At 49.5% G+C, this 6290-nt stretch carries 5 protein-coding genes; all 5 read left to right on the top strand.

Features of this window, described 5'->3' with window-relative positions:
- Positions 1 to 241 precede the first annotated feature (241 nt).
- A complete protein-coding gene (gene thrS, locus AQR02_RS10320; RefSeq protein WP_054940490.1) occupies positions 242 to 2155 on the top strand; it encodes a threonine--tRNA ligase in 1914 nt (637 codons plus the stop codon).
- 161 nt (positions 2156 to 2316) lie between these two features.
- Positions 2317 to 2919: a GNAT family N-acetyltransferase gene (locus AQR02_RS10325; RefSeq protein ID WP_245237286.1), complete on the top strand. Its 603-nt coding sequence runs from the start codon at positions 2317 to 2319 to the stop codon at positions 2917 to 2919.
- Positions 2920 to 3099: 180 nt separating this feature from the next.
- Complete coding sequence (locus AQR02_RS10330; RefSeq protein WP_148449082.1) at positions 3100 to 4179, top strand: hypothetical protein; 1080 nt, start codon at positions 3100 to 3102, stop codon at positions 4177 to 4179.
- Positions 4176 to 5684, top strand: a complete 1509-nt coding sequence (locus AQR02_RS10335; protein WP_054940492.1) for a hypothetical protein — start codon at positions 4176 to 4178, stop codon at positions 5682 to 5684. Before AQR02_RS10330 ends, AQR02_RS10335 begins: the two co-directional genes overlap by 4 nt.
- An 11-nt stretch (positions 5685 to 5695) precedes the next feature.
- Positions 5696 to 6290, top strand: a 595-nt coding sequence (locus tag AQR02_RS10340; protein WP_159067731.1) for a DUF6063 family protein, incomplete at its 3' end; no start/stop codon positions are given.

Genomic DNA, 6290 nt, shown 5'->3' on the forward strand with positions numbered 1-6290 from the left:
ACCCCATTGCAGCCGTGGCACTGAACGCTCCCTGCTGTTAGGGCGGCTGTAAATGCCACCGTCTTATCCCCGATACCGGATACCATGAGGATTATGCGACTTTACTTCCTTTTAACAGCAGAGGGTTGTAACATTGCAGGTCAAATTAGGGTGGAACCACGAGCTGAACGCACTCGTCCCTTTACGGGAGAGATGCGTTTTTTTGCGTTCAATACCACTTGAAGAGATGGAGGCCACAATCATGGAGATCAATGTAACATTGCCGGATGGAAACGTTAAGAGGTATTCGCATAACACCGAAATTAGTGCAATAGCCCAATCCATAAGCCCTAGTCTAAAGAAAAATGCGGTTGCAGGTAAAATTAACGGTAAGCTCGTGGACCTTCATCATCCGGTTGCTCAGGATAGCCGGGTTGAAATTGTGCTCCTGGATAGCCAAGAGGGCCAGGACATTCACAGACACAGCACAGCCCATCTGATGGCTCAGGCCATTAAACGCATATACGGCGGTAAAAATGTGAAGCTGGGTATCGGTCCGGTCATTGAAGACGGGTTCTACTACGATATAGATATTGAGCAACCGTTGTCGAGCGAGGATCTGGCGGCAATTGAACAGGAAATGCAACGGATTATTAATGAGAATCTGCCGATTGTCCGCCGGGAAGTCAGCCGGGAAGACGCGGAAGCCCTGTTCGAAAACCTTGAAGAGCCGCTTAAGCTGGAACTGATCCGCGATTTGCCTGAAGAATCTGTTATCAGTATTTACGATCAGGGTGAATTCTCGGATCTGTGCCGGGGGCCGCATCTGGCTTCAACTGGTCAAATTAAAGTTTTTAAGCTCATGAGCGTAGCCGGAGCTTACTGGCGCGGAGATTCGAATAACAAGATGCTTCAGCGGATTTATGGCGTTTCGTTCCTGAAAAAAGCGCAGCTCGTAGAGCATTTGCATATGCTCGAAGAAGCGAAGAAGCGTGATCACCGCAAGCTGGGTAAGGAACTGGAGCTGTTCATGTTCTCGGAAGAATCGCCGGGAATGCCGTTCTATTTGCCAAAAGGAATGATCATCCGCACAGAGCTGGAGGATTTCAGCCGCGGAATCCAGCGGGAACGGGCTTACAGTGAAGTCCGCACTCCGCTGATGATGAACAACCGGCTGTGGGAGCAGTCAGGACACTATGATCATTACAAGGACGATATGTATTTCACACATGTGGATGAGGCGAAATTCGCGCTGAAGCCGATGAACTGTCCGGGGCATATGCTGATCTTCAAAAACAGCCGGCACTCCTACCGCGAGCTGCCGATCCGCCTTGCCGAATTCGGGCAGGTGCACCGCAATGAATCTTCCGGGTCATTGAACGGGATGATGCGTGTCCGCACTTTCTGCCAGGATGATGCCCATTTGTTCGTCCTGCCGGAGCAGATTGAAGCGGAAATCGGTCAGGTGCTGGATCTGATCGATCATATCTACAATGTATTTGGCTTCGAATACAAGGTGGAGTTATCCACTCGTCCGGCGGATTATATGGGAGAAGAATCTCTCTGGGATCAGGCGGAGGCAGCACTGGAGCTGGTGCTTCAGAACCGCCGCATCCCTTACCGGATTAATCCGGGAGACGGTGCCTTCTACGGGCCGAAGATCGATTTTCACATTCTGGATGCACTCAAGAGAAGCTGGCAGTGCGGAACTGTACAACTGGATTTCCAGATGCCTGAGAAATTTGACCTGACTTACATTGGCGAAGACGGCCAGAAACACCGGCCAGTTGTCATTCACCGTGCGGTTTACGGTTCGATTGACCGGTTCATCGGAATTCTCACAGAGCATTTCAGCGGGGCTTTTCCGGTATGGCTGTCTCCGGTGCAAGCCAAGCTGCTGCCCGTTTCCGGGAATCATGCAGACTATGCCTTTCAAGTGAAGCAGGCACTGGCGTCCGCAGGAATCAGGGCTGAGGTGGATGACCGCAACGAGAAGCTTGGCCTGAAGATCCGTGAAGCCCAGCTTGAAAAGGTTCCGTATATGCTCGTACTCGGTGATAATGAGCAGAAATCCGATACAGTATCCGTGAGAAAACGTGCTTCGGGCGATACCGGAGCCATGAGTATCGAAGAAATTATACGGCTAATCTCTGCTGAGATTGCGGATAGAAGTTAAACTTTCCTTCATTAAACGTATGCAGCTGAACAGCTCCGTTTTTACATAAACGGGGCTTGTTTTTTTATAGAAATATGGCAGACAGGGAGGGTGAGGTATCTTATAATCTATTAGGAAGTACACTTAAGAGCGTGATTAATCAGAATATAGGAGGCAGCTTCGTGATCTCGGACAACATCAGACAGCTCAACGGCACTTTTATTAAAATGGTTCCTATGGAAGCCGCACATAAGGCAGATTTGACCGCCATGCTGAACAATCCGCAAATTTGGGAGTTTACCTGGAGGAAAATAACGTCCGCCGGAGAAGTAGAGCAGCTGATTGATACGGCACTTACGGGTCAAGAGAAGGGGCATGACCTGCCTTTTGTGATGATTGATCTTGTGACGGGCAGAATCGCCGGTACCTCGCGGATTATGCATATCGACCGGACTCACCGGAATGCAGAAATCGGCTGTACTTGGATCTCTCCGGACTACTGGAGAACGCCGGTTAATACGGAGGCTAAATCATTGCTGCTGCAGTATTGCTTCGAGCACCTGGAGCTGATCCGGGTCAACTTCACGATCGTCGGAGACAACCTGAGATCCCAAAGAGCCATCGAGCGGATTGGTGCGGTAAAAGAAGGCGTACTGCGCAAACACCGGATCACCTCGGGAGGGGCTGTGCTGGATAATGTGCTGTACAGCATCATTGATGAAGAATGGCCGGCGGTTAAGGCGAATTTGCATTATTTGCTGCATGAGAAATACAGCAAGCAGTAATCTATGCTGCATTTTATAATAGAAGCAAGAGCCGTTTATCGGCTCTTTTTTTATGCTTGTTTAATTGATATAATAGAAACATATATTCCCCGGGTAACGGTTGGTTATCCGCGGTTTCTGACCCATGTTACTCCCTGTAAGGGTGGATATGGGTTTATGTTATTTTATGAGGGTGATAGATTGAAAGACAGAATATTGAAAGAGCTAGAGCGTAAATATAAATCAGTCCGCAAAAGCAGACATAAGATCCTGGTCGACCGGCTGGAAAAAGAGATCATAAGCACTTTTGAATATTCCTCCGATTACGTTGATGCTGGCGGGTTGACGAAATTCGCGGCCGGGATTGTGCAATTGGTGGCTGAAGGTTATTTAACGCCATTAGCCACAAGCAAGCAATATAAAACTACCCGGCTGAATTCTGCCTACTGGCTGTGTGAGACGGCTTCATCCTTAACAAGCTGGAGTGAAGCAGATATGCTTCGGGTTCTGGACTCCAGACTGCTTAAGCTGGATTATTACAAAAATCATCCGGAAGAACAATCAGAGCTTATATGGAGTTACATAGAACGTGTGTATAATTTTTTGAGAACTGCCAACGACCGGATGTATGTTACAAGGGAAGAGCGTTCGCTTGAATTGTTTGATCAGGAGAAATGGCTATCTGAAGATGAAGGGTATCAGTTTCTCTCCCGTATCGGAGTTACTTTGGACTCTCTTAAAGCAGTAATAGTCCGGGAGCTTTTTGAATCTTATATCCATACGCAAGGGCCGGTTCGTTGTATCCTGATTTCCGAAAATCATTCTTTTTATGATTCTGCCAAACGATTGGTCCAACAGGGGAAGCCGGTATGCGGCATCACACCTGATATGCTGATCTACGGCGAGGGCTGGAAAATTGTCAGAAGCCTGCTCTATCTTCAAGAGTCGAAAGTTGATACTAGTCAGGCGGAAATTCTATATGTCGGCGATACGGACAAGACCGGCTGGGATATTTACGGGAATTTAAAGCTCAAATATACCGGGTTGAATCTGCATCTGGCTCTGCCTGTTTATATTCAAATGATTGGCCATGCCAAAAATTCTTATACATATCTAAAAGAACAGCAGCCATGTCCGCCTTTTCATTTAGAGATCGTGACACAGGAGTTTGCGGAAGAACCTGATTTGTTGGCCTTCCTAATGCAATTGCTCGCAGAAAACAGACGGATTCCCCAGGAAGTGCTTAATTACGAAGTGATGGCGAGGTTGGAGGAAGCATGAACTGGACGGATTTTGGTGAACGGAATAAACGGCTCAATCCTCTGTGGAGCCTTGGTGCAGGCATGAATCTTGGTGAGCTGCACCCCTATAAGGAAATGATTGCGCTCAGCGTGCTGCTCCAGGTCTACTACCTGGAGCTGGAATCGAATGAGCAGCGCTCTAAAGATGATATTATCGCTCTTGCATGGAGTTCATTGGAACGCTTCAATATTGCCAGGCTAGGTACGACTGAATCCGTGGAACGGCTGGTCGACGGATTGCTGTGGAGCGGCAGCGGCGGTGATTTTGAAGCCGTTTATTATGACGACCACACTAGGCAGATGACGGTGCAAAAGTACAAATACTTCACGGTTGACGAGGATGCAACCCGCAGCAGCTGGGAAGAGAATGGCACTACCATATACAGGCTGTCCGAATACGCACTGGAGCTGATTTTCATGAGCCATGAGATCATCGATGAATTTCAGATCAGCATTAAGCTGCTGGAGATTCAGATGCACATTAAGCATGGCCGCGTAACCCGGGCGATGCAGGATGTGAACGAACTCATTTCGCGTGTACGGAAGATGACGCAGCAGCAGCAGGAATACCGCAGCGCCTTGCGCCGCAATCCGAAGCATATTTCCAGCGAATACGGCGTAATGCGGCATCAGCGGCTGGAGGAGATTCACCAGCAATTTGACGAGGAACGCAAGCACTTCGATAATATTCACCGCTCGCTGGCCCGGCTGGCCAATGACGAGAAGGATGTAATCGACTTTAACGAGCTGCGTCTGCTGTCCGAACGGGTGGAGCTCTCGCGTAAAGTGCATGATGAGCTGGCTGAGGTCGTCCTGAGTATTTTTGAGGCCGAGACGAACTTAAGACTGAATTTCCCGGAGCTGTTCTGGGGAGCCGCCGGCTTTAATTTCCGGACGAATGTGTGGGAGGAATGGGTGAAGAGTGAGGGCCTTCCCGGAGGGGACAGCCTGGAACTCCTGGTCAGCGGGCTGTTTGCGCCGCATCAGGACTTCATCTATCCTCTCGCCTGGGCTTGGGAGGAGCAGGATGTAGGTTTTTTGCCGGAAGATTTGTTTGATGAGCCGGAGGATGAAGGAGAAGAGCAGGAGGCTCCTTATGTTCCGAAGTCGATCCCGTGGGCTGAGGTCGCTGAGCTGTGGCTTCCTGTATTTACGGAGCTGGCTGAGGCAGGACGGTTTACATTCTCAGCAGAGGCTTTCTCGGAGGAGGCAAAGCTGCAATGGGCCCGGACGCCGGATGCCGTCGACCTATGGGTACAGTTTTTTCACACGGAGATTAGGGTTCAGGAGCTTGATGCGGATAGCCCGGGCGGAACGGACGAATGCCAGCGGTTAATCCAGCATCTGCTCGCAGCACATCCTGAGCTGGAGACACTGCGCGGCAAAGTGCTTAGAACCACAATTGCCGGAGAACAGCGGAATGAAGCCGTCAGATGGCCGGGGCTGGAAATGAGTCCTTATACCATGACTATAGTACAGAGATGAGAGGTTAGAGCATGAGCTATTCATTAGAACAATTACAGATGGCCTCCCGGCTGTTTTTTGATTTGCTTCGCCGGAAAGTAATTTCACTAGATGATCCCGCCGCGGCGGAATGCCTGCAGGATACCGGGGCTTATGATGCCCTGCAGTACCTGGCAAAGGAGGGAGGCTGCCGGATTATGAATTCCGGACATCGCCTGCATCTGCTGGTGAATCCGCTCGGTTCGGGATTTGCCACCAACTTCACCCAACTGCGGAACAAATATTCAAGGGTTGAGCGTAAAACCCATTTACATATTATCAACGTCATTATTCTGGTTTTTCTGGCGGAGATGGATCAGGACGAGCAGCATTTCAAGCCCGGGCAGGACAGCATGTCCTATATTCAGATTGCTGACCAGGTATCTTCATTATTTCAGTCATGGAATGACATGGATGAAGACGGGACGTTCAGTAAACAGTGGCGACTGGATATACAGGCGATGTACAAGGTATGGACCAGTCTTTATATGCAGACTAAGAGCCAGGAGGACGGAGATTCTTTATCCAGAGGGTACGGCTCGCGGATCGGTCTGATCCATGAAGGGATGAAGCTGCTTGAGGATGAGC

Origin of the sequence: Paenibacillus ihuae (genome assembly GCF_001368795.1) — a bacterium.
Classification (GTDB): domain Bacteria; phylum Bacillota; class Bacilli; order Paenibacillales; family Paenibacillaceae; genus Paenibacillus_AQ; species Paenibacillus_AQ ihuae.

Coding starts and splice junctions, on each gene's coding strand:
- AQR02_RS10335 (WP_054940492.1), top strand. CDS start 4,176: ATGAACTGGACGGATTTTGGTGAACGGAATAAACGGCTCAATCCTCTG.
- thrS (WP_054940490.1), top strand. CDS start 242: ATGGAGATCAATGTAACATTGCCGGATGGAAACGTTAAGAGGTATTCG.